Here is a 22,134-nt window from a genome sequence, read left to right as displayed (position 1 = left end):
TTTCATGGCATGAGCGAGGGAGCGAGCGACGCCCATTCCGTCTGGCGTCGCTCGCTCCAAAACCTGGCGCGAGGTGCGAGGTGGATGCTCGTGATCAGTACTGGCCATGATCGGCGTGATAGTCGCCGTGATAATCGCCGCCATGATGATCGCCGTCGCCGACCGGGACCAGAATGCACGCGCTCAGGCTGACGATCAGCGACAGCGCGATCAGGATCCATACCCGTGGATGGTCTTTCATGTGAGTTCCCCTTTCTTTTGCAGAAGAGACGCGCTCGGGCTTGAAGTGACCAGAGCCGCTCTTCCAAAGGGTGCTCGCAGCGCCGCGGGAAGTCGGTACGGTTGCGTACCGGCAAGCAGGCCGTTTACCGGTGCCGTAGCCTGAGGTTACGTGGTGTTCTTCGCAGGATCTTTATCGCGTAACGCCGCGACATGCTGCTTCGCGGCCTCGTTGCCGTGAAACAGGCCGCGTAACGCAAGCGAGAGCGCCAGTTGGGTGTCGTGAGCGACCGCACCGCGGTCTTCATCGAAGTGCTTGACGGCGTTACGCAGATGCCGGGCGGCCTGCTCATGCAACTCGGCTGCGATGGCGTGATGCTGGGCGGCGCCGGCGTGGCTGTCGGCAGGGCCGTCCGCTGTCGGCACGGCAAGCGGTGCGCCCGCGTGATGTTTGAGCGCCTCGTTGGCGCGGTCGATGGCATGCAAGGTGTGACCGTGCGCCAGCATCGCCTGATGGGCGGCGTGGGCGAAGTCTTTACCGTCCTCGAAATGCCGCGACGCTTCGCGGTGCAATCGTCCCGCCTGCTCGTGATGCGATGCGGCCGCTTCCAGATGTTCCTTTTTGCTGTGCTTGGTGTTCATGGATGCTCCTGTGCGCTTGTCTGATCATTGCTGATGAGTGAGCGGAGCGCACCTGCACCGTTCGCGGCCGGAGGCATTCGCAATCGCGCGCTCTACTGGGTGCTGCGTTGAGCCTTCGATTCCTTGGCGCTGTCGTCGGTCGCGCGCAGCGCGGCGTTGGCGGTGACCAGCAATCCCGCATCGTGGTCGCGCAGGGCGGCGTCGACCGTTTCGAACGCTTTCTCCAGGGCTTTGCGCTCGGGTTTCGTCGCATTGCCGCTTTCCGAAACCGCTTCCGCTTCTTTTTTCAGGCGTTTGATGAGTTTCGCTGCACAGCGGCTGTCGAGCGTTCTCGCGACGACGAACAGGCCAATTTGCGTGGTCAAGGCCAGCAGGGTGGCTTCGGTTGTTTCATTCGAGTCGCCGGCATCTTCAGCGTACGGTTTCTTGCTCATCAGGGTGCTCCAGGGTGGGTTGGGCCGCGGGGGAGCAATCAAGCCCACGCAAGGCGGTGACGCTTGCTTGAAAGTAACACTAAACGGGGCCGTTGGCGACTGTTCGCTTCGAACGCCTGCAAAACCCTTGCCCGATGCCGCTTACGTCCCGGCAAGCTCCGCAAGATAGCGCCACGGATAGATGCCGCGCGCGTGGCCGTCGCTGAAGACGAGCTGCACGCCATAACCCATCGGCTGCACGTCCGTCAGGGTCAGGTCGGGCGACGCCTGCACCGTGCCGCCGTCGAGCCGGACGCGGCGGCATTCGGCACACGCACAGGCGCGCCGCAACTGAGCATGCGCGATCTGCTGCTGTCGGCCATCGGACCATTGCAGCGTCAGCGTACGCGCGACGGCGTCCGTGGCGATCTGCTGCGGCGCGTTCATGCGGCTGCGCCTTCGATCTGCTGCAAGGCGATCCGGACGGCCTTGCGCACATCGGGGTCGCGATCCTGCAGGGCCTCGCGCAGCGCGGGCAGCGTCTGCGGATCGCGCAGTTCGCCGAGCGCCAGCGCGGCTTCCTTGCGCAGGTTGCTGACCGTGTGCGTGAGCAGGGCGGCGACCGCAGGCGCGGCGCTGACGTCGCCGGTCTGGCCGAGCGCGCGCACCGCACGCAGGCGGACCTGCCAGTAGTCGTCGCCGAGCGCTGCGATCAGCGGATCGCGAGCGGTGGATGCGCGCAGCTTGCCAAGTGTCGTGGCAGCTTCTTCGCGGACCTGCCAGGCGGTGTCGCGCAATGCGTCGAGTAGCGCGGCGGTGACCACGGCATCCGTGGCGGGCGCAAAGCCCAGTGCGCCGACGGCGGCGCGGCGCACGTCCGTGTCGGCATCGTGGGTGGCGAGAGCGGCGAGCGGCGTCAAGGCGTTTGAGTCCTTCAACCAGCCGAGCACGCCGACTGCTTCCAGCCGGACGGCGGAGGTGACATCCGCGAGCGCGTGCAGAGCCGGGTCGAAGGCCGCGCCAAAGCGCAGTTCACGCAGCCCTCGCAGGGCCGCGGCCCGCACGAATGGCTCGGGGTGTTCGACCCAGCCTCTTAGTACTACGCCCGATGCAGGATCCTTCAATTCGGTGAGACTTTGCGCAGCGGCGGCACGCACTGCTTCGTCCGTATCGAGCAACGCACTGCACAGGGCTTCGACAGTTTCTTCCTGTTCCCACGACGCCAACACGCGCGCTGCTTCGAGCCGCACTTCCGGTGCGGGATCGTTACGCAAGGCGCTAACCAGCGCGGGGACCAGTTCGATGTCTTCGAGATCCGCGATGTCGAGTAGCGCGATGCGGCGCACGGCGGCGTCGTCATCGGCAAGACGCGCGAGTAGCGCGGCACTCTCCGGGTCAAGTGCGTCGAGGTGAAGAGCGGTGATGGACGGCACGGTCATGAGTTAGGGAATCGGACAGAGGAGTTGATCTGGGCGTCGGGGCTATATATAAGCCCGTCGGCGGTGCGCTCGCCATGCCGGGGTTCGATTAGGATTCCGAGGCAAGCACGCAAGCACGCAAGCCGCCGCATGACAACGCGCCTGGCCTAGCGCAGCAGGTAAGGAATCTCCACCTTGACTGCGCCGGTTGGGCAATCGCGCTCGCAGGGCATGCAGTACCAGCATTCGTCGAACTGCATATAGGCTTTGCCCTTGCTCAGATCGATGGCGAGCAGGTCGAGCGGGCAGACGTCGACGCAAACCGTGCAGCCCTTGTCGGCGATGCAAAGGTCTTCGTCGATCGTCACCGGGGCGCTGCTGCGCTGAAGAATGTCGTGCGGGGTATAGGACATGGCGGTCTCTGTCAGGTCGTGGCGGCGAGCGCGGCGGACTCGCGGATGCGGAGTTTCTGGTAAGCGCTGCGTTCATCATCGGCAAGCGGCACGACATAAGGCTCGACGGCGCGCTTCTCGCTCGTCATGCGGCCATGCTCGTCCTTGCGCAGATGCGTGTGGCAGAACCACTGCGCGTCGTCGCGCTGCGGATAGTCGACGCGATGGTGATACAGCCCCCAGCGGCTTTCGGTGCGAAACAGCGAGGCGCGTGCCGCCATTTCCGCGCAATCGCGGATCGCGCGCACTTCGGCCGCGCGCATCAGCTCATGCGGATTGAGCGCGCGGATCGAGTCGATGTCCTCGGCGATCTCTGCAAAGCGTTGCAGGCCGATCTCCATCTTGCGCGTCACCTTGGGCGGCTGCAGATAGTCGTTCACCATGCGCCGCAGCTTGTATTCGACCTGCGAAGGCGCGTGTCCATGCTCGCGTTCGAGCGGCGCATAGACGCGCGCACGTTCGGCGGCCACCTGCTGTTCGTCCACCGGCGCATGCTCGCGACCGGCCACATAGTCCGCGGCATTCTGGCCGGCGAACCAGCCATAGGTGAAGGCGCCCAGCATGTAGTTATGCGGTACCGCCGCCATGTCGCCCGCTGCGTACAGTCCCGGCACCGTGGTTTCGGCGCGCGCGTTGACATAGACGCCGGAGGCGCTGTGCCCGCTGCAAAAGCCGATCTCCGAGATATGCATTTCTACCATCTGCTGACGGTAATCGGTGCCGCGCCCCGCATGAAAGCGGCCGCGGCTCGGCCGTTCGTTGGTGTGCAGGATCTGCTCGATGGTCTGGATCGTTTCCTCGGCGAGATGGTCGAGCTTCAGGAACACCGGGCCATTGCCGCTTTGCAGTTCCTGATAGAACTCCCACATCATCTGACCGCTCCAGTAATCGCATTCGATGAAGCGTTCGCCTTTGCCGTTGGCCGTAAAACCGCCCAGCGGTCCGGTGACGTAGGCGCAGGCGGGTCCGTTGTAGTCCTTGATCAGCGGGTTGATCTGGAAGCACTCGAGGTTCGCGAGCGCGGCGCCCGCGTGATAGGCCATGGCGTAGCCGTCGCCGGCATTGGTGGGGTTTTCGTAGGTGCCCATCAGATAGCCCGACGAGGGCAGGCCGAGGCGTCCCGCCGCGCCACAGCAGAGAATCACCGCTTTGGCGCGCACCACGTAGAAATCCGCCGTGCGGCAGTCGAAACCGAGCACGCCGCAGACGCGCCCTTGCGCATCCGTCAACAGGCGCGTGGCGACAATGCGGTTGGTCAGCGCAATGCGCGCGCGCTTCAACTGGCGGTACAGCACCTTCTTGATGTCGTGACCCTCGGGCATCGGCAGCACGTAAGAGCCCATGTGATGCACTTTCTTGACCGCATAGTCGCCGGTGCCGTCCTTCTCGAACTTCACGCCCCAGCGGTCGAGCTGCTCGATCGTCGTGAAGCTGTGCTTCGCGTAGGCGTAGACGGCTTCCTGATCGACGATGCCGTCGTTGGCGATGGTGATTTCGCGCGTGTACTGTTCGGGCGTCGCATGGCCCGGAATCACCGCGTTGTTCAGTCCATCCATGCCCATCGAAATCGCGCCGCTGCGCTTGACGTTGGCCTTTTCCAGCACCAGTACCTTCAGCTCGGGATTGCGTTCCTTCGCCTTGATGGCCGCCATCGGTCCGGCCGTGCCGCCGCCCACCACCACAATGTCGTATTCCAGAACATGCGTATTCATGATGCTTTCCTCGCGTTGCGGCGCGGCTTGCGACGATCGGTGCGCAGCCGGTATTGGAACGCGTCGCCGCGGAAGTAGAGATATTCGTAATCGATGGGGGCGCCCGCCGTATCGTGCGTGAGACGCTCGATGCGCAGCACCGGGCTGCCTTCCTGCACCGGCAGGGCCGCTGCGATCTCGTCGTCGGCGAGAATGGCGTCGATGGCGACGTCGGCATGGCCGAGCGACACGCCGCAGTCGTTCTCCAGGATCAGAAAGATGTCGCGCGTGGCGAGGTCCGCATTGCCGAGGCGTTTGCCGAACACTTCGGGCAGCCAGGTGATTTCGAGCGAAACGGCCTCGCGATTGAGCAGCCGCACCCGATGGATTTCGGCCACCGGCGCGCCTTCAGGCAAGTTGAGTTTGGCGGCGACATGGCGGCTCGCCTCGACGATCCGGAAACTGCGCAACTGGTTGACGATTTCGTAGCCCATCGACGACATGGCTTCGCCGAAACCCTGCAGCGAGGTGACGTTCTGAAAGGCCTTCGGTTTGGAGACGAAGGTGCCCTTGCCGTGCAGCTTGAACAGCAGCCCCTCTTTCTGGAGATCGCCGAGCGCCTGACGCACGGTGATGCGGCTCACGCCGAACAGGGCGCACAGTTCGTGTTCCGAGGGCATCTGGCTGTGCGGCGCGTAGGTGCCGTCGAGAATCCGGCCGCGCAGCGTGTCCTTGATCTGCGCGTACAGCGGCTGCGTTGAGAGCGGCACGAGATTGGTTTGGGGCATGAGCAACTTGTTATGACAAGATGGAAACGCAGTGTAGTCAGCGGCCCGGTGGCGTCAAACGAAGCATTTGCGATATCTATTGATGGTTTTGCTGATAAGCGCGGAATGTCTGCGATAGCGCTTGAATGGACGCCCGAGCGAACATGCAAACCATAAATGTCGGATTCGAATAACCATATACAAATCGAATAATTCTCAAGCTTGTTTCGGACCGTTACGCTCTGCGTTGAATCTGTCCGCGAGGACGTGTGCCGGCCTGACGGAGCGAGCTACCACCGTGTCTACCCAATCTGAAACGATCCCCTCGAGCAGTGCGCGAGTGGGCCGATCCACGCCGCGGCGTCCCGTGTCGCGACGGGTTGTGATCGCCGGCCTTGCCGCGTCGGCATGGCTGGGCGGCGCGGCGCTCACGCAGTGGTGGCCCAATCTCGACGACTGGCCGTATACGAACGAGCTCGTCGCACTCAAGCTCGCGCTGGCGGCGCTTGCCGCGTTGCTCGGCATTGCCGGCTGGCGCAAGCAGCGCACGAGCGACACGGCCACGCCGTCGCGCATCGACCGCTGGCTCGGCGCGATGCCGTGGCTGCTCGCGCTGGCGCTCGGCGTGACGGTGTGGGAGGCGCTGACTGCCAAGCTCGAATGGTTGCCGCGGCCGTTCTTCGCGCCACCCCAGGCGCTGATCGCCGTATACGTCGAGGACTTTCCGCGTCTCGGCTCGAGCGTCGTGCATTCGCTGGGCCTGCTGGCGTATGGCTACATTCTGGGCGCCGTGACGGGCTTCGTGATCGGCGTGAGCATCGGCTGGTCGCGCGCGGTCAGTTACTGGCTGCATCCGGTGCTGCGGCTGCTTGGGCCGCTGCCGCCTACCGCATGGTTGCCGCTCGCATTCTTTTTCTTTCCCTCCAGCTTCAGCGCGAGCGTGTTCCTGATCGCGCTGGCGACGGCATTCCCGGTGGCGGTGCTGACGTGGTCCGGCGTTGCCGGCGTGAATGCCGCCTACTACGACATCGCCCGCACGCTCGGCGCACGGCCGAGCTTCCTGATCCTGCGAGTCGCGATACCGGCTGCGCTGCCGTCGGTGTTTGTGGGCCTGTTCATGGGACTCGGCGTGTCGTTCTCGGTCCTGATCGTGGCGGAGATGATGGGCGTGAAGGCGGGGCTCGGCTGGTATCTGCAATGGGCCCAGGGTTGGGCCGCGTATTCGAACATGTATGCGGCGCTGCTGGTCATGGCATTGATGTGCTCGGGCCTGATTACGCTGCTGTTCCGCTTCCGTGACCGCTTGCTCGCGTGGCAGAAAGGATTGCTCAAATGGTAGTCGTACCTGCAGTGAGCGCCGCCTCGGCGTCTACGCCACGAGGCGGCGCGCGCATCGACGTGCGTAACGTCAGTCATCAATTCAGCTTTCAGGGCGCGGCGTTGCCGGTGCTGCAGGACGTCGATTTCACGGTCGAGCCGGGCGAGTTCGTCGCCCTGCTGGGACCGAGCGGCTGCGGCAAGTCGACCTTGCTGCGACTCGTCGCGGGCCTCGATGCGCCCGTACAGGGCAGCGTGCAAGCAGACGGCGCCGCGATCGCTGGGCCTGACCCGTCGCGCGTGGTGGTGTTCCAGGACCCGACGCTGTTTCCATGGCGCACGGTGCGCGCCAACGTTGGGCTCGGCCCGCAGGCGCAGCGTCATAAGCGTCACTGGTGGACGAGGGCGGAACCCGACAGCACCACTCGACGTATCGACGCCGCCCTGCAACTGGTGGGCCTGAGCGAGTTTGCCGACGCCTTCCCGCATCAGTTGTCCGGCGGCATGGCGCAGCGCGTTGCGCTGGCGCGCGCGCTCGTCAACGATCCCGCCTTGCTGGTGCTGGACGAACCGTTCGGCAAGCTGGATTCGCTCACGCGCATCCGCATGCAGGGCGAACTCGTGCGCCTGTGGCAAGACGCGCGGTTTTCGGTCCTGCTCGTCACGCACGACGTGGAGGAGGCCCTGTTTCTCGCGAATCGCGTGATTGTGTTCAGCGAGCGTCCTGCGCGGATCGTCGCCGAGGTGCATAACGACGCGCCGTATCCACGGCATCGGGACGATCCGAAGCTGGTCGCGTTGCGCCGCGAGGTGCTCGCGCAACTCGGGCTCGAGGCTTGACGCCTAACGCTTGATTCGACTGCCGCCATCCGGGCTGCCTGACCACGCAGTACAAAACCAATAACGACTTGAGGAAACCGCACACCATGACATCCTTCGACGACACTTCTCCCGCCAGCCTGTCGCGCCGCGCCTGGTTGCGCAAGACCGCCTGGAGCGCGGGCGCGGCGGCGCTGGGCGGCGCATCGCTTGGCCTGTCCAGCTCGCTCGCCTTCGCGGACGGCCCGCTCACGCCGCTCAAGCTTTCGTGGAATGCGGGCGCGATCTGTACCGCGCCGGTACCGGTGGCGGTCAAGCAGGGCTTTTTCAAGCAGCGCGGCCTGGAGGTGGAGTTGATCAACTTCGCCGGCTCGACCGACCAGTTGCTCGAAGCCATCGCGACCGGCAAGTCGGACGCGGGCGTCGGCATGGCGCTGCGCTGGATCAAGCCGCTGGAGCAGGGCTTCGACGTGAAGCTGACCGCGGGCATCCACGGCGGCTGCATGCGCCTGCTCGCCACGCGCACGTCGGGGATCGTCGACTTGCCGGGTCTCAAGGGACACACGATCGGCGTCAGCGATATGGCCAGCCCCACCAAGAACTTCTTTGCGATCACGCTCAAGAAGCTGGGTATCGATCCGGACAGCCAGGTGCAATGGCGTCAGTATCCGGCGAACCTGCTCGGCGAAGCGCTGAAGAAGGGCGAGGTGCAGGCGATTGCGGATGGCGACCCGATCATCTGGAGCATCCGCGAATCGGATCACCTGGTAGAGGTATCGAACAACCTGTGCGGCGAATACCAGAACCGCGTGTGCTGCGTGCTCGGCGTACGAGGGACGCTGGTGCGCAAGGATCGCGCGACGGCGCAGGCCCTGACCCAGGCCTTGCTCGACGCCACCGAGTGGACCGCCAATCATCCGGCCGATGCGGCGGCGATTTTTGCCGAGCACGCGCCGCAGGCGGATGTCGCGCAACTGACGGCGATGCTGAAGAGCCACACGGATCACCATCATCCGGTGGGCGATGCGTTCAAGAAGGAAATCGCGCTCTATGCGGATGATCTGAAAACCGTGGGCGTGTTGAACAACAGCACGGATTCGACCCACTTCGCGAACCGGGTGTTTGCGGACGTGCTGGTTTAGGCGGGTTTGGGCTGCGGCAGGCGGGCGGCGACCGGTTCGGCCGTCACCGCCCGTGCAGTCATGGGCCCGCACCGCCCGGCGTGGGTACTGCGTAACAGTTAGCGTCTGGGGCCTTTCATCGCTTCGGCTTCCATTGCGGCGGTTCGTTCTTCGCTCGCCTCAATGGGTTCCATGGCTTCGTCGATCGAAGCGGCCGCGCGTTCGGTGGCCGCTTCCGTTTCGTCGGCGACGGAACCCGATTCCTCTTCGTCGTTACCCGGCGGCTCCAGCATGTCTCTTAGCATGGCTGATAACTCCGGTGTGTCCCACGGCGCGCCATGCTGTTTTTTCTGCTTGATATAGTGCCTGACTTCGGCGTCCTGCTCAGGCGTCAAGGGGAGTCCACGAAACGTGTTCTGGGGGGTAGCGTCGACCATGATGCTGCTCCTTGCTTGTCGTATCCCAAGTGTATTCCCATTGCGAGCGGAATCCGTGACTATCGGGTTTGCGCCGGCCGTCCGCGCCGCGATCGGGACAGCTCGCGTCCCGCGGGTCTTTTCAACTTTCTATTTCGCTGGCTTTAGAAATCCGGGTGCGATATTTATAGGGGCGCATTGAGTCTGCACCATCTATTTCATTCGCCGAATCCCGTGATCAAAATTCCCTTGTCCGATGACGCATGGATGCACGTCGAGCATCTGTTTCGCGAGCCTCAGTCACCGCGTGGGAGACCTCGCCGCGCGCCGCGCGAGATTCTCGATGCCATTCTCTGGATCCAGCAGAGCGGCGAAAAATGGCACCGTCTTCCCGCCAGTTTCCCGCCGCAGCAGACCTGCTACGCCCGCTACATCGCGTGGCGCCGTTCGGGCGCACTAGAGCGGGCGATCGAGCTTCTCGGCACCCGCCAGTGCGGCGACGGGCGAGCGTAACGCACGTAACGTGCGCGACGTAACAGCGCCCTCTGGCGCGTCCTTCGACGCGCTCGACCCGTCCCCGGTCATGCCCCTGCGAGAACGCTAAGCCCCTGTTCGGAAAAGGCTTTGGGCGATCGACGAACCCTGTGATCCGGCCGCCCGACACACTGGCACGCAATTCGCTTTCAGACGTCTGTTTGGCATTGTGAGAAGGCAGACCCATGCAGGCTAATCAGATCTGGAACCAGCCGGAGCGTCAGCGCAATGGCGTCTTTGCAATCGCAGTCTTAGGTGAGCAGAAGAGTCAGATGACCGATGGACACATAGGCGACGGTCTGGGCGATCGCATCTCTCAAGGGCTGCACGCAGGCGAGTTTCATGTGATGTTCCAGGGTGTCTATCAGGTCGGCACGGGACGCTTGTCGCGGGCCGAAGCGCAGGTGCGCTGGATGCATCCGCAGTATGGGCTGTTGCTGCCCGGCGTTTTTATGCCGCAACTCGAGCAGTCCGAGGTGGCGTATCACATGAGTGTCTTCGTGGTTGAGCGCGCGTGTCACGAGTTGAGTGTGTGCCTTGGGCAAGGACTGGAGCCGTGCCCTGTGTCGATCGGCGTGTGTCCCTCTGTGGCGATGTCCGAGGGTTTCGCGCGGGACGTCCGGGAGATCGCGCAGTCTTATGGCGTTGCACCGAATCTGCTCGAGCTGGAGCTACCTGAAAGCGAGGATGCGGCGCGCGTGCTGTCGGTTCGCTCGCTCACCGAGGGTCTCAGGGATCTGGGCGTGGGGATGTCGTATGGCGAGTTCGGCGCGGGACAGGCCTCGCTCGCCGGCCTGGGGACGCTTCATATCGACACGGTCAAGCTGGCGCGCGAACTGTTGGCGGCCGTACCCGGCGATCCGCGTTCGTGCAAGGTTGTCGAAGGCTTGCTGGCGTTGTTTGAGGCATTGGATGTGAGGGTGGTGGTGAGCGGAGTCGAGACCGGGGAGCAGGCGCAGTGGCTGCGGCAGTGGCACGGGGTGCTGGCGCAGGGGAGTTTCTATTCGCGGGCGGTGCGGACGTTAGGTGGCTTACTGGGGTGACGCCACCGCGTCGAGAGTCGTTCCCGTCTCTATCTGTTACGGACGGCGTTACGTAACGGGGCAGTGCAATTTTCGCGTGATCAGGCGTGGTTCGGCCACACGGTAGACGTGTGTGGGTGGCGTGCGTCGTTTTAAAAGGCCTTTTGAAGCGCGGAACTCGCTTTGTGCAGAAGCGAGGTGCCTGGCACACTTGCTGCTTTGAAAATGGCGCGCTGCACCATGGGTTATAAAAAGAAGGACTACGAACGATTGTCCTACGGCAACGTGCCACGACGCACTCGACATTAGAAAAATGCTCAGAAAACTGCCTGCACAACAACCACAGTTATCACCCGGGGCGATTGCGCTAGGCGTGGCCTTAGTCTTCTCCGCCTCGGCACACGCAGTGGACCCGGCCCTCAACGCACTCGGTCAGGCTGGCGGTCTGGTCATTCCGTACGGCTTCACGTTGCCGTCCGGTGTCGGGGAAGTGCAGTACAACGACTACCTCGATCCCCGCTATGGGAAAGAGGCAACGGGCTCGCAGATCTACTGGGGGGCGTTTGGCCTGTTTCCCTATGTGGAGGTGTCGGGCGGCCTCGCGAATTACCCGGGCAATGTGCCGGCGCCGTTTACCGGCGCCGATCACTTCATCTTTCGTCACCTGATGGCCGACGTCAAAGTCGAGGTGCCGCAGTTTTTCCAGTACCAGCCGGATATTGCCTTCGGCGTGACGGACGTGGGCGGGCAGTCGCATTTCTTTCGTTCGAAGTACGGCGTGGTATCGCAGGCATTCGGGCCGGCCACACTGACGGTGGGGTACGGGCAAGGCGATCGCCTGGACGGGGTGTTTGGCGGCGCGCAGTTGGCCCTCTGGAATACGGGGCTGTCGCTGCTGGCCGAAGACGATGCGAAGACGCCTTATGCGGGCGTTCGCTACCAGTCCCCGGCAATCAGTTGGCTCGCCGACGCGAGCTTCGTGGGTACCTTGATGGGATCGGTGCGGAAGACGGACGGCGTGTCGCCGCGTGCGTCCGTTTCGATTGGCGTGCAGATTCCGTTGGGCAAGCGGTTCAGTCCGCAGCGTTGTGCGGACCCGCTGTGCAAGGACAATTCAAGCGGTGCGGCGGCGACTGCAAGCGATGGGAGCGACGTGCACGCCATCGCGCTGCGCAACCTGCCGCCGGTCTACATGACGAGCACGGACGCCGTCGACGTTGCCGACGGCAAGGGCCTCGCAGGCGCAGCGATTACCTATGTGCCCGCGCTGCAGTCTTACGCCTCGGTGGTGGTCAGCGAGGCGCCGCCCGCGGTGCCGGGCGCGGCTGCGCCGGCCGTACCGCAAGCGCTGGATACGTCCGCGCTGGAGAGCATTGCGCACCAACTGGTGGGTGCTGGACTCGAGCGTGTTCGGGTCGGCGTCAGCGGGCGCGATCTGATCGTCGAATACGAAAACCACCGCTATAACCAGAACGAAGCGGACGCGCTCGGCATTGTGCTGGGCGTCGCAAGCGTCAACGCGCCGCACGGCATCGAGCGGATTCGCGCGGTGATCAAGAAGGCGGACCTGCCGATTGCGGAAGTCAGCGTCGATCGCGAAGCGTACGCGCAATTCATGGCGGGTGGTGCCTCCGGCCTTGCCGGCGGATCGTTGACGATGCACTTACGTCCCACCTACGACGCCGATTCGATCGCCTGGTACGGCGATGAGCGAAGCCATGGCCTCTCGCGCATCCAGATCAAGCCGGTGACAAGCTACCTGTACGGCACCGAGTACGGCAATTTCGACTTTTCGCTCGGCGCAGCCATCGAAGGCTTCGTACCGCTTTGGCGCGGCGCGGAACTGTACGGCAGTTATATCGCACCGGTCTACAACACGAAGAACATGGACGACGGCCGCGTCTTTAGCGAATACCGCCTGCGCGGCGGCTTGTCGAGCGCAGCGCTGGCCCAGAGCTTCTGGATCATGCCGCAAGTGTTCAACGTCGCGGCGGTGGGGAAATTCGATTACGACTACCTCGGCATCGAGAACGAGACCACCGTCTTCGTCCCCGGACGGCCTGACCTGGTGCGCTTGCAGCTCGCCTATCTGCATCAGGAGCCGGGCCACGAGGCGTTGCCGAACGAGAAGAATGCGGTGCTGACGTACCGGTGGGTTCAGCCTGCCTGGAATATGTGGGTCGAGGCGGGCGTCGCGCGGTATGTCGACGGCGACAAGGGACCGTTGATCACGCTGACGCGCTGGTTCGACGACGTGTCGGTGAGCGTGTCGGCCGAGCATAGCGGCGAAGGCAGCTTCGTCGGCGCGGCCATCAGCTTCCCGCTTACGCCGCGCCAGGGCATGAAGCCGGGCATCACCCAGCTGGATGGAACGGGGCAGTTTGCGCTCGACTTCCGCACGCGTGTCAATTCGCGGAACTATCTGAATACCGTCGCGGCGGAGAACGTCGATTTCCCGTATAGCACGCAAGAAAATGTCCTGAACGAGGGCCGCTTTAGCGCGGAGTACTTCGCCACGCAGCTCTACAGGATGCGCGACGCCTATGTGCGTTACGCGCGGCCTGACGATGAAGCGCCGCTGCCACAGCCACAACCCCATGCGCAGACGCTCGATCCGACGATATCCGCGGCGCGCGAGCCGGCTGCCTGCGATACCCGTTCACAAGGTGTAAGCGAGGGACAGGCACATCCGCCTGTCAATTGTCAGTGACGTCCTCCAGGAGAAAATCGATGAAGCTTCTTAATACAGCCTCGCTGCGCAGCTTGCAGCTGGGATCCGTTGCGCTCGCAACCAGTGCGCTGATGGCGTGTGGCGGCGGTGGCGGGTTGGCGACGGGTACCGTTAGCGGCACCGCGGCGGTCGGCGCCGCACTGGCCAATGCGTCCATCCAGCTGACTTGCAAGAACGGCTCGGGCAGCACCACGGCCAATGCCAACGGCGCGTATACGGCCTCGTTCAAGTTTGACGGCCCGTGTTCGATCACTGCCACGAACGGCTCGATCACCATCAATTCGTTTGCCTCCGGTTCGGGAACGTTCAATGTGACGCCGCTGACGCAGTTGCTGTTGAGCTATCTGGCCGGCGAACTGGGCACCACGGTGGACGGCCTGATCGCCGGCATTGCCACGAACGCGACGTACCAGAACGCGGTGACCAACAGCACGCTGATCGCCAACGCCGAGAACGGTGTCGCGAAGCTGCTGCAGAGCATGTACGGCGTGACGCTTTCGACGAACGCGTTTCTGACGACTTCGTTTACGCCAGGACAGCCTGGCGCGGATGCGGATCTGGACGCGCTGCTGGCAGCAGGGGCGATCGGCAGCAATGGTCAGCCGTCGACGGCGCTGGTTAACGCTGCCATTGCCGCGGGGGCTGCAGTGGGCAATCCATCGAGCAGCGGATCCAGCGGAACAGGGGCCGCGACTGGCGGTACCGGCGGGACGAGCGGCACCTAGCCTCATTCGGGCAACGCGGGCCGGTCTTTAGGGGAATGGCGGGCGTCGTGCCGCGGCCAGGCGTTCACTCGCCTGTACGCGATGTGCGGCGCCTGCGGCGAGCGTGTTTTCGGTGTTCCTATTGTGCGTAACACCATAGGCCACGCTACGTAACATCCTGGCTTCCCGAGGCTTGACCCGCAGTCATTTGCGCGTGCCGAGAGGTCCCTGGAAAAGCGGAAATACTTGTTTGGAAAGGCTTTTTTGTTGCGCCGCGAAAAAGCTCCGCGTCGAGGGCCCGATTGGCACGGGATGTGCAATGACGTTGCGCAGACGGGAAGCACTATAAACACGGGGAAGCGTGATCATGGATCTCAAAGACCAAAGCGTGATTGACGGCGACGTCATGGATGCGCCATGGAGTAGCGCCGAAGCGACGGCATACGCTCCGGCGGTAGACGATGGACAGCCCGCATCCACTGAACTCGACACCGACGTCTGTGCCGTGATCCTTGCCGGCGGATCGGGTACCCGCCTGTGGCCGTTGTCCCGTGAACAGTACCCGAAGCAGTTAATCGGACTGCTAAAGACCGAGTCCCTTCTGCAACAAACGGTCTCCCACATCGAGGGGCTCGACACCGGTTTTCCGGCTGCGAAGCGCATGCTGGTGGTATGCGGAGAAGCGCAGCGTTTCATCACCGCCCATCAGTTGCGCGATGTGGGCGTGGCGGCGCAAATCGTCCTTGAACCGGCGCGCCGCGATACCGCTGCGGCGCTGACGGCAGCAGCGCTCATGCTCAGGCACGAGGGGCGCGATTCGATCATGGTGGTGATGCCGGCCGATCACGCCGTGGGCGACGCAGCCGCGTTTCGTCGTGCGCTAAGCGCGGCGACCCACTATGCGGCGCAAGGCAGCATCGCGACGCTGGGCGTAGTGCCGACGCATGCCGAGACCGCTTACGGCTACCTGAAGATCGGCGAGCCCATGAGCGCGTTCGGTGGTTTCAGGCTCGGCGGCTTTGTCGAAAAGCCGGGCATCGAACTGGCGCAACGCTATGTGGCGAGCGGCACGCATTGGTGGAACAGCGGCATCTATGTTGTCCGGGCAACCACCTGGCTCGCTGCGATCGGTGAACTCCAGCCTGCCATCTTCGCTGCGTGCACGCAGGCAGTCGAAGGCCTGACCATGGATGGCGAGTTTTGCCGGCTCGACCCGCTTGCCTTCGCCGCCTCGCCGGCCGATTCGATTGACTACGCCGTCATGGAAAAGATCGGCAATCTGAAGAACGATGTGCCCACCGTTGTGATTCCGCTCGATGCCGGCTGGTCCGATGTCGGCTCGTGGGATGCGGTGGCGAATGCGCTGCCCAAAGACGCAGCCGGCAACGGGACCCGTGGTCAGGTGGTGATGGAGCGCGCGGCATCGACGTTCGTTCATGCCGAAGGGCGGCTCGTGGCCTGTGTGGGGACGCGCGATCTGGTGGTGGTCGAAACCGCGGACGCTGTGCTGGTGGTGGCGAGAGACGCCGTGCAGCACGTCAAGGGTCTCGTTGCGCAACTGAAGGCGAAGCAATGTCCGGAGGCCGACACGCATCGCAAGGTCCATCGGCCGTGGGGCACGTATGAGTCGGTGGATAACGGCGAGCGCTATCAGGTCAAACGGATCGTCGTTCGTCCAGGCGCCTCGCTGTCCCTGCAAATGCATCATCACCGCGCGGAACACTGGATCGTCGTGCGCGGGACAGCGCTCGTCACGCGCGGTGAAGAGACGTTCCTGTTGAGCGAGAACGAATCCACCTACATCCCGCTTGGCGTCAGGCATCGACTGGTCAACCCGGGGAAGCTGTCGCTCGAGCTGATCGAAATTCAGTCGGGTTCCTATCTGGGCGAAGACGACATCCAACGTTTCGAAGATCACTACGGCCGTTCATAGCATCCCGCTGGCTTGTTCTTTGCTTAATAGTGCGGTGGACCTGGCGGCACACCGTTGCAGCAACACGCAAGATAGCGCTGAAGCCCACGCCAGAGGGTGTTCCCAGTGGTTCTTCCAGGCGTAGTGGACGATGCGGTGGAACGTGACGCGTCATGCGTGTTACGTAACGCGCAACCGTGCGGAACGGCACGCTCAGATGGGCTTTGAAGACAATGAAAACGCCGCGCTGGCGACGCTTGATCGTTAAAGCAGCGGCCGCATAGCTGAAGAATAAAACGACTGATCAAAACAATGCATGACCAGATAAGGACTACTCATTGAGTAGTCAATCGGATTGAGTTGCGGACCGGGGGTAGAAAAAATGTCGGGGATCATCACACGCGTACTGGACGGCGTGCTTATTGTGTTGGGCGCCTTGGGGGCGCTTCATCTCAACGATGCAAACACTGGGAGGCTGCTGGGCTTCGACGGCTCGCTCGTGGCGTTCGCCGTCGCGCTGGCCTTATCGGTATTTCCCGCCTGCGGTACCTATCGGCCGCCGCGCACGCAGTCGCTTCTGAACATGATGAGCCGGACGATTCTCGCGTGGCTGCTGGTTCAGGCCTGCGGTTTCGTGCTGCTGTATGTCCTGCATCGTGCGCATCTCGTCTCGCGCCTGTGGTTCCTTTACTGGACCATTACCAGCGGACTCGGCCTGCTGATCGCCCGCACGCTCGCCCTCGCGGTACTTACCTTGTTCTGGCGTATCGGCAAGCGCGCGCACCGTGCCGCGTTGCAGGGCATCGGCGCGCACACCGCATCGCTCGCCGACGATTCGACCGCCGCGGGTTCGGTTCGACGCGCGGTGAAGCGCGGTTTCGACGTGCTCTGCGCCGTGTCGCTGCTGCTGGCGTTGTCGCCGCTGTTTGCGGTCGTTGCCTTGCAGGTGCGGCGCGACGGCGGTCCGATCACCTTCGGGCATGAGCGCATCGGTCGGCACGGGCGCAAATTCCGCTGTTTGAAATTCAGAACGATGGTGGTGAATGCGGACGTCGTCCTGAAGGAATTGCTCGCCAACGACCCGGAGGCCCGCGCCGAGTGGGCGCAAGACTTCAAGCTGAGAAACGACATCCGCGTGACCGCGATCGGCCGCTTTTTGCGGCGCACGAGTCTCGACGAACTGCCGCAGCTCTGGAACGTCCTGCGCGGCGAAATGAGCCTCGTCGGCCCGCGTCCAGTCGTGGAGCAGGAACTGGAGCGCTACGGCCACGACGTTCGCTATTACCTGATGGCGAAGCCGGGCATCACGGGTTTATGGCAGGTGAGCGGACGCAACGATGTGGACTACGCAAAGCGTGTGTCGCTCGACGTGTCGTATGTGCAGCGCTGGTCGCTCTCGCAGGATGTGGCGATTCTGGTGAAGACGGTTGGCGTCGTGATGCGGCGTGAAGGGGCTTACTGAACCATTGACGCCGGTGTGAGCCGATACCCGCGTCCATTCGGGCGCTAACGGTTCGACCGGCAAGCGGCGCTGCCGATCGACCGGTTAGTGAGCGGTTAGTGAGCGGTGGTCGAATCGGGCGAGGCAGGGCTGGTGTAGATCGCCTTGCTGTCCCACCCGTTGTATTGGTAGGGATCGTCGCTGTTCTTTGCTGCGGTGCTGTCGGTGTGTGTGTTGCGGAAGCGGGCGAGCTTCTGGCGGTTGGTGAGTGGCTTACCTGAACTGACCGCATACGGATCGCGTGGTTTGGCGGCGACGCCCGAAGCGGCAGCGGCGTGATCCGCGCCTGAAGCGGGATGTGGCGTCATGGCTTCGATCTGGGAGCGTGCCTCGGTATGACTGGCCGCGTCCGGATGAGCGGCGCCGGATTGCGGGGATTGTGCAGTGGCAGTGAAAGCCGTGAACGAAGCCAGGACGGCGGTGAGGCGAGCAAGTCTTCTCATGTCGAGGCGAAGAAGTTTGGAGTACGGAGCGGCCGGCAAGCCAACGGAAGTGTGGTGACCGGAAGAGCGTTTAAAAAGGCGGGGTCGGCAGTGCCTGTTGATGTCCCGCCACTGATACTAATGGGCCAGAAGCGATGTTACGTAAACAATCCGAATTGCGAAAGATGCGATTTTCAGCTTTCGTGCTACTCGCCGCGCTGTTGTCCGGCTGCACGTTCGCGCCCGGCATGACCTTCAGGGCAGCGGGCGGCGATGGGCAGGCCGCGGCGGCGCTGGCTCACGGCACGTCCGGCAGAACCTCCGCCACCACCGGTGCGAGCGCCGATACGACGGCCGCGAGCGACGCACCGCCAGCCGGCGCGATGGTGGAAATCAACAGCAACCTGATTGCGGACGAACAGGCCGCGGCGGTGCCAGGCATTCCGAAGGATGTGCAGGACCTGTTTGCCAAGCCGGGTCCGTATGCCCTTGGCCCCGGTGACGTGCTGAGCATCATCGTCTGGGACCACCCGGAACTCAATATGCCTACGGTCAGCACGCCCACGGGGATCGACACATCCGGCTCCAACGCGGTGGTGTCGGGCTACACGATCGATTCGAGCGGCTTTGTGCAATTCGCGTATGTCGGCGCGCTCAAACTCAGCGGCCTGACGGAAATGGAGGCGCGCGACCTGCTGGCGAAGCAGCTCGGACGATACATCCGCAATCCGCAAGTGACGCTGCGCATTCAGGCCTACCGCAGCAAGCGCATCTACCTGGACGGCGAGATTCGGGTCCCGGGATTGCAGGTCATGAACGACCTCCCCATGAGCTTGCCCGAGGCGATCAACCGTGCGGGCGGCTTCACGCCGCAAGGCGATCGCTCCGTCGTGGCCGTGACGCGCGGCGACAAGACGGTCGTGGTCAACCTCGCGAGCATGATCGAGCAGGGCATCAATCCCGACAACATCATCCTGCGCGACGGCGATCTGGTGCGGGTCTTCTCCCAGAACGACAGCAAGGTATTCGTACTCGGCGAAGTGGGGCATACCTCGACGCTCACGTTGAACAACGGCCGCCTCACGCTCAACGAGGCGCTGGGCGACGCCGGCGGCATCAGCCCCTACTCGGGCGATGCGAGCCAGGTGTACGTCGTGCGCAGCCCGAAAGCGGGCAAGCCAACCGTGTTTCATCTGGATGCCACCTCGCCGGCGGCCATGGCGCTGGCGAATAACTTCGAATTACAGGCGAACGATGTGGTGTTCGTCGACGCCTCATCCCTTGTTCGCTGGAGCCGGGTGGTCGGCATGTTCTTGCCGAGCGCCCAGACCCTGGCTACCGGCCGGAGCATAGCTTACTGATGAATACCATTCTGGTGATTTGTACTGCGAACGTGTGCCGCAGCCCGATGGCCGAGGCGCTGTTCAAGCAGGCGCTTCCCGAGGCACGGGTGCTGTCCGCGGGGATCGACGCCGTACACGGCATGCGTGCGGACCCTCGCGTAGTCGAGTTACTGGAGTCCGAAGGACTCCATCTCGGCGAGCACCGCTCGCAGCCGCTTTTCTCGTGGATGATCGAAGCGTCCTGGCCGGTGCTCGTGATGAGCGAGCGTCAAAAGCGGGTGATCGAGCACCGCCATCCCGCGGCGCGCGGGCGGGTGTTCCGTCTGCTCAAGGAGTCCGACATCGGCGATCCGTACAGGAAGGGGGCCGAGGCCTATCGGGTCACGCACCGCAGCATCAGCGAAGGGGTCGAGCGCTGGTCATGGCATCTGTCCCGTATCGATGCCGAAGCGAAGTTAGGAGTCTGCGCATGAACCAGTTCAATGGACCGATCGATTACGTGGACGCCGACGAGCGGCCGCCGGAACATCTCGGCAAATATCTGGACGCGCTGTACGACAGCCGCAAGCTGATTGCCGTGGTGACGGGATGCGTGCTGCTGATCGGCGTTGCGTACGCCGTGCTCGCGGAACCGGTGTACCGGGCCGACATCCTGATCCAGGTCGAGGAAAATCCGAGTTCGACGAAGAACCTGTTCGGCGACGCGGGATCCATGTTCGATGTCAAGACTGCTGCGTCCGCTGAAATTGAAGTGCTTCGCTCGCGCACGGTGGTCAGCCGGGCCGTGGATAACCTCGCGCTGTTCATTCACGCGTCGCCGCGTTACGTTCCGCTGATCGGGCGCTGGGTAGGGAATCATTCGGACGGTTTGTCGACGCCGTTGCCCGGTGGGTTCGTATGGGGCCGGGAGCATATCGACGTGCCGGTGTTCGATGTGCCGTCGAATCTCTACGGCCGCAAATTCATCCTGAAGAAGGGTACGGGGCGCGACTACGAGCTCGTCTACGACGATATCAGGCTGCGCGGCGAAGTCGGGCAAACCTTGCGTGCCACGACGTCGTCCGGCCCGCTTCAATTACTGGTGGAAGACATCCAGGGCAACCCAGGCGCCACCTTCGAGCTGCGCAGGTCGTCGCGCCTCGCGACGATCGAGAAACTGCAAGAGGACCTGACGATTGCGGAAAAGGGCAAGCAATCCGATGTGATCGGTGCGACGCTCGACGGTACGGATCCCCGACGGACAAGCGACATCCTCAACGCGATCGGCGCGGAGTATGTGCGGCAGAACGTGCAGCGCAAGTCGGCGGAGGCGGAGCATTCCATCCACTTCCTCGAAGCGCAACTGCCGGAACTGAAGACGCAACTGGAGACATCGGAGAGCCGTTTCAACACGTATCGCGCAAGCCACGGCACGGTCGACCTGAGTGAGGAGGCGACATCCTTGCTGCAGCGTTCGGTGGAGGCGCAATCCCGGCGCGCGGATCTCGAGCAGAAGCGCGAGGATCTGCTGGCGCGCTATACCTCGGAGCATCCGGCGGTACTCGCGGTCGACTCCCAACTGCAGACGGCTCAAGCGGAAATCGAGCGGATTGCCGGCGAGACGCGCGCCTTGCCGCCTCTGGAGCAGGACGTGTTGCGCCTGCAGCGCGATGTGCAGGTCAACACGGACCTGTACACGAGCCTGCTCAATACGCAGGAGCAGTTGCGGCTCGTCAAGGCGGGCAAGGTCGGCAATGTGCGGCTGGTCGACACGGCCGCGGTGCCGGAGGATCCGATCAGACCGAAACGGCCGCTCGTCATTGCGGGCGCGCTGCTCATGGGGCTCTTCATTGGCGTGAGTGTTGCGCTGACGCGCCGCAAGCTTTTCGACGCCATCGACGATCCGCACGAGATCGAGCGGCTGACCGGCCTGTCCGTCTACGCAACCGTGCCGCACAGCCGCCACGAGGAACTGCTGACGCGCACGCGCCGGGCGTCGCCCGCAAAAGGTCTGGTGCTCGCCGGCTCGGCGAATGCCGATCCGGCTATTGAAAGCCTGCGCAGCTTCCGCACCGCGCTCGAATTCACGATGCACGAAGCGCGCAACCGCCTCGTGCTAATTACCGGACCGACACCCGGCATCGGCAAGTCGTTCATCTCGCTCAATCTGGCGGCCGTGGTCGGCGCTTCGGGCAAGCGGGTGCTGCTGGTGGATGCCGACCTGCGCAAGGGGTTCCTGCATCGCCACATCGGCGTCGAACGCGGACCGGGTTTGTCGGAGCTCGTCCTTGGCACGCATCGCGCCGACGAGGTGGTGCAGACGAATGTATTGCCAGGGGTCGATTTCATCTCGCGGGGCAGCTATGTGCCGAATCCGAGCGAGGTGCTGTCGCACGCCAATCTGCATGTGTTGTTCACGCGTCTGGCGGCAGGCTACGAAGTTGTGCTGTGCGATGCCCCACCGATCCTGCCGGTTGCCGAGACCACCGAACTGGCGCGTCTGGCAGGCACGATGTTCCTCGTGGCACGACAAGGCGTGACGGGTATCGGCGAAATCCGCGAGTCCGCGCGCCGGCTTTCGCAGATCGGGGTGGAGATTCGCGGCGTCATCTTCAACGGTCTGCGGCTGCGACCGGGACGGTATGGTTACGGCTACGGGCGATATCGGTACTCGAGCTACAACTACGAACCCTACGCGCAGGACTGAGACG

Annotated in this window: 22 protein-coding genes; 12 read left to right on the top strand and 10 right to left on the bottom strand. The window is 63.5% G+C overall.

Annotated elements, in window-relative coordinates; translation table 11 throughout:
- Positions 1-94: 94 nt before the first annotated feature.
- The 8 genes from BUS12_RS38870 to BUS12_RS21715 all read right to left on the bottom strand — a co-directional run bounded on the left by BUS12_RS38870 (position 95) and on the right by BUS12_RS21715 (position 5,623).
- Positions 95-241 (bottom strand): hypothetical protein, encoded by a 147-nt coding sequence (locus BUS12_RS38870; protein WP_171991696.1) that lies wholly within the window; start codon positions 239-241, stop codon positions 95-97.
- Positions 242-387: 146 nt separating this feature from the next.
- Positions 388-861 carry a hypothetical protein gene (locus tag BUS12_RS38865; protein ID WP_074299205.1) on the bottom strand — a complete coding sequence of 158 codons (474 nt, stop codon included), beginning with the start codon at positions 859-861 and terminating at the stop codon, positions 388-390.
- Positions 862-953: 92 nt separating this feature from the next.
- On the bottom strand, positions 954-1,337 hold the full coding sequence (locus BUS12_RS21740) for a hypothetical protein (protein ID WP_253190183.1): 384 nt from the start codon (positions 1,335-1,337) through the stop codon (positions 954-956).
- A 99-nt stretch (positions 1,338-1,436) separates the two neighbouring features.
- On the bottom strand, positions 1,437-1,721 hold the full coding sequence (locus tag BUS12_RS21735) for a gamma-butyrobetaine hydroxylase-like domain-containing protein (protein WP_074299201.1): 285 nt from the start codon (positions 1,719-1,721) through the stop codon (positions 1,437-1,439).
- Positions 1,718-2,713 (bottom strand): HEAT repeat domain-containing protein, encoded by a 996-nt coding sequence (locus BUS12_RS21730; RefSeq protein ID WP_074299199.1) that lies wholly within the window; start codon positions 2,711-2,713, stop codon positions 1,718-1,720. Before BUS12_RS21730 ends, BUS12_RS21735 begins: the two co-directional genes overlap by 4 nt.
- A 146-nt stretch (positions 2,714-2,859) precedes the next feature.
- Positions 2,860-3,105 (bottom strand): 4Fe-4S dicluster domain-containing protein, encoded by a 246-nt coding sequence (locus tag BUS12_RS21725; protein ID WP_074299197.1) that lies wholly within the window; start codon positions 3,103-3,105, stop codon positions 2,860-2,862.
- A gap of 11 nt (positions 3,106-3,116) precedes the next feature.
- Positions 3,117-4,856 carry a fumarate reductase/succinate dehydrogenase flavoprotein subunit gene (locus BUS12_RS21720; RefSeq protein WP_074299195.1) on the bottom strand — a complete coding sequence of 580 codons (1,740 nt, stop codon included), beginning with the start codon at positions 4,854-4,856 and terminating at the stop codon, positions 3,117-3,119.
- The gene (locus BUS12_RS21715; RefSeq protein WP_074299193.1) at positions 4,853-5,623 is read right to left on the bottom strand and encodes a GntR family transcriptional regulator; all 771 of its coding nucleotides are present in this window, start codon (positions 5,621-5,623) and stop codon (positions 4,853-4,855) included. Before BUS12_RS21715 ends, BUS12_RS21720 begins: the two co-directional genes overlap by 4 nt.
- Before the next feature lie 319 nt (positions 5,624-5,942).
- On the opposite strand from BUS12_RS21715, the gene BUS12_RS21710 reads away from it, so the two are divergent.
- The 3 genes from BUS12_RS21710 (at position 5,943) to BUS12_RS21700 (ending at position 8,880) form a co-directional block, all read left to right on the top strand.
- A complete protein-coding gene (locus BUS12_RS21710) occupies positions 5,943-6,941 on the top strand; it encodes an ABC transporter permease (RefSeq protein WP_253190262.1) in 999 nt (332 codons plus the stop codon).
- Positions 6,935-7,759, top strand: coding sequence for an ABC transporter ATP-binding protein (locus BUS12_RS21705; protein WP_074299191.1), 825 nt, complete (start codon positions 6,935-6,937; stop codon positions 7,757-7,759). The genes BUS12_RS21710 and BUS12_RS21705 overlap by 7 nt, the downstream gene beginning before the upstream one ends.
- An 86-nt stretch (positions 7,760-7,845) precedes the next feature.
- Complete coding sequence (locus BUS12_RS21700) at positions 7,846-8,880, top strand: ABC transporter substrate-binding protein (protein ID WP_074299189.1); 1,035 nt, start codon at positions 7,846-7,848, stop codon at positions 8,878-8,880.
- Positions 8,881-8,978: 98 nt separating this feature from the next.
- On the opposite strand, the gene BUS12_RS21695 is transcribed toward BUS12_RS21700, so the two are convergent.
- Positions 8,979-9,296 (bottom strand): hypothetical protein, encoded by a 318-nt coding sequence (locus tag BUS12_RS21695; RefSeq protein ID WP_074299188.1) that lies wholly within the window; start codon positions 9,294-9,296, stop codon positions 8,979-8,981.
- Positions 9,297-9,509: 213 nt separating this feature from the next.
- Between BUS12_RS21695 and BUS12_RS21690 the strand changes: the two genes are divergently transcribed.
- The 6 genes from BUS12_RS21690 (at position 9,510) to BUS12_RS21665 (ending at position 17,640) form a co-directional block, all read left to right on the top strand.
- The gene (locus BUS12_RS21690) at positions 9,510-9,788 is read left to right on the top strand and encodes a transposase (RefSeq protein WP_074299186.1); all 279 of its coding nucleotides are present in this window, start codon (positions 9,510-9,512) and stop codon (positions 9,786-9,788) included.
- Between the two features lie 293 nt (positions 9,789-10,081).
- Complete coding sequence (locus BUS12_RS21685) at positions 10,082-10,852, top strand: EAL domain-containing protein (protein ID WP_171991695.1); 771 nt, start codon at positions 10,082-10,084, stop codon at positions 10,850-10,852.
- A gap of 292 nt (positions 10,853-11,144) precedes the next feature.
- Positions 11,145-13,541, top strand: a complete 2,397-nt coding sequence (locus BUS12_RS21680; RefSeq protein ID WP_074299181.1) for a YjbH domain-containing protein — start codon at positions 11,145-11,147, stop codon at positions 13,539-13,541.
- A gap of 20 nt (positions 13,542-13,561) precedes the next feature.
- A complete protein-coding gene (locus BUS12_RS21675; RefSeq protein ID WP_074299179.1) occupies positions 13,562-14,287 on the top strand; it encodes a hypothetical protein in 726 nt (241 codons plus the stop codon).
- A 385-nt stretch (positions 14,288-14,672) separates the two neighbouring features.
- A complete protein-coding gene (locus BUS12_RS21670; protein WP_074301627.1) occupies positions 14,673-16,199 on the top strand; it encodes a mannose-1-phosphate guanylyltransferase/mannose-6-phosphate isomerase in 1,527 nt (508 codons plus the stop codon).
- Positions 16,200-16,560: 361 nt separating this feature from the next.
- Positions 16,561-17,640, top strand: a complete 1,080-nt coding sequence (locus tag BUS12_RS21665) for a sugar transferase (RefSeq protein ID WP_074299176.1) — start codon at positions 16,561-16,563, stop codon at positions 17,638-17,640.
- Positions 17,641-17,735: 95 nt separating this feature from the next.
- On the opposite strand, the gene BUS12_RS21660 is transcribed toward BUS12_RS21665, so the two are convergent.
- On the bottom strand, positions 17,736-18,122 hold the full coding sequence (locus BUS12_RS21660; protein ID WP_143788424.1) for a hypothetical protein: 387 nt from the start codon (positions 18,120-18,122) through the stop codon (positions 17,736-17,738).
- A 164-nt stretch (positions 18,123-18,286) separates the two neighbouring features.
- On the opposite strand from BUS12_RS21660, the gene BUS12_RS21655 reads away from it, so the two are divergent.
- The 3 genes from BUS12_RS21655 to BUS12_RS21645 are packed head-to-tail and all read left to right on the top strand — an operon-like array spanning position 18,287 to position 22,130.
- Complete coding sequence (locus BUS12_RS21655; RefSeq protein ID WP_253190182.1) at positions 18,287-19,462, top strand: polysaccharide biosynthesis/export family protein; 1,176 nt, start codon at positions 18,287-18,289, stop codon at positions 19,460-19,462.
- On the top strand, positions 19,462-19,917 hold the full coding sequence (locus tag BUS12_RS21650; protein ID WP_253190181.1) for an arsenate reductase/protein-tyrosine-phosphatase family protein: 456 nt from the start codon (positions 19,462-19,464) through the stop codon (positions 19,915-19,917). The genes BUS12_RS21655 and BUS12_RS21650 overlap by 1 nt, the downstream gene beginning before the upstream one ends.
- Positions 19,914-22,130, top strand: a complete 2,217-nt coding sequence (locus BUS12_RS21645; protein WP_074299172.1) for a GNVR domain-containing protein — start codon at positions 19,914-19,916, stop codon at positions 22,128-22,130. Before BUS12_RS21650 ends, BUS12_RS21645 begins: the two co-directional genes overlap by 4 nt.
- The last annotated feature ends 4 nt before the right edge of the window (positions 22,131-22,134 follow it).

This window comes from Paraburkholderia phenazinium, assembly GCF_900142845.1.
Taxonomy (GTDB): Bacteria; Pseudomonadota; Gammaproteobacteria; order Burkholderiales; family Burkholderiaceae; genus Paraburkholderia; species Paraburkholderia phenazinium_A.
Note: the sequence above shows the minus strand (reverse complement) of the source record. Positions and strands in the feature narration are given on the sequence as shown.